Source organism: Catalinimonas alkaloidigena, assembly GCF_900100765.1.
GTDB classification, from domain to species: domain Bacteria; phylum Bacteroidota; class Bacteroidia; order Cytophagales; family Flexibacteraceae; genus Mooreia; species Mooreia alkaloidigena.
On sequence record NZ_FNFO01000034.1, the window covers coordinates 1 to 1,255 of the forward strand.

Genomic DNA, 1,255 nt, shown 5'->3' on the forward strand with positions numbered 1-1,255 from the left:
TGACCTTCCCCCGTTTCAGTGGATAATTGGAAAAGCACTATCTTATTCACTAAAGGGAGAAATATATGTCACATCGAAAAAACTATACTAGAGAGTTCAAGGATCAAGCCGTTCAATTAGCTGAGTTGAATGGTGTAACTCAGACCAGTCGAGATCTTGACGTACATCCGAGTCTGATTGGTAAATGGAAGCGACAACTTACCCAGAATGGCGAAAAAGCGTTTCCTGGAAAAGGGAATCCGCGCGATGAGGAGGTGGCTCGGCTTAAACGCGAAAATGCACGACTCCAGGAGGAAGTACAGATCCTAAAAAAGGCCGTCGGTATCTTCAGTACTCGTCCCAGCTGAGATACCAATTTGTCCACAGTCACCGGGACGAGTTTTCTGTAGTGGCTATGTGTCGGGTACTTGAGGTGTCTCCCAGTGGCTACTATGCTTGGTGCAAACGTCCAGAAAGCCGACGCAACAGGGAGAACAGCAAGCTAGTCATGGCCATCAAAGAAGTACATAAGGGCAGTGGTCAGACTTATGGAAGCCCTCGAATTTATCAGGAGTTAGCCGCTAGAGGCATGCCATGCAGTGAAAATAGAATAGCCCGTCTGATGCATCTAGAGGGCATTCAGGCAAAAAAGGTGAGACGCTTTAAAGTCACCACGGATTCTAAGCATAAGATGCCAGTAGCAGAAAATTTGTTAGACCGTCAGTTTGCACCAGAATTACCAGATGAGAAATGGGGGGCTGACATCACATACATTTGGACTGGACAAGGTTGGCTTTACTTAGCTGTGGTACTGGACCTGTTTTCTCGACGGGTGGTGGGTTGGCAAATGCAATCAACCCTGGAGCGTAGCCTAGTGGTAAATGCTTTAAAAATGGCGCTGAAAAATCGCAGGCCAACTGCAGAATTACTCCACCACAGTGACCGTGGTAGTCAATATGCCAGCCAAGAGTACCAACAGCTTTTGGCGCTGGCAGAAGTAAGTTGCAGTATGAGCCGGAAAGGAAATTGCTGGGATAACGCTCCAGTAGAAAGCTTTTTTGCTACGTTGAAAAGGGAGCGAGTCTATCATCGGCACTATACAACACGAGCCGAGGCGAAGAGGGACATCTTTCAATACATCGAAGTGTGGTATAACCGAAAGCGTCGGCATTCCTCACTAGGATATCTGAGTCCAGTAAAATATGAAGCTTTACAGACACAACATTTATCAACTACTGTAGCTTAACTCCTCATCCACTCAAACAGGGGAAACCCA

1 protein-coding gene is annotated in these 1,255 nt (G+C 46.7%); it reads left to right on the forward strand.

What is annotated here, in order from left to right; genetic code table 11:
• Nucleotides 1-65: 65 nt before the first annotated feature.
• Nucleotides 66-1,225, forward strand: a protein-coding gene (locus BLR44_RS28425; RefSeq protein ID WP_410493152.1) for an IS3 family transposase whose coding sequence is annotated in 2 segments (ribosomal slippage) — nucleotides 66-315 and nucleotides 315-1,225 — 1,161 coding nt in all. Because the reading frame shifts where the segments join, the coding sequence is not laid out codon by codon here.
• The last annotated feature ends 30 nt before the right edge of the window (nucleotides 1,226-1,255 follow it).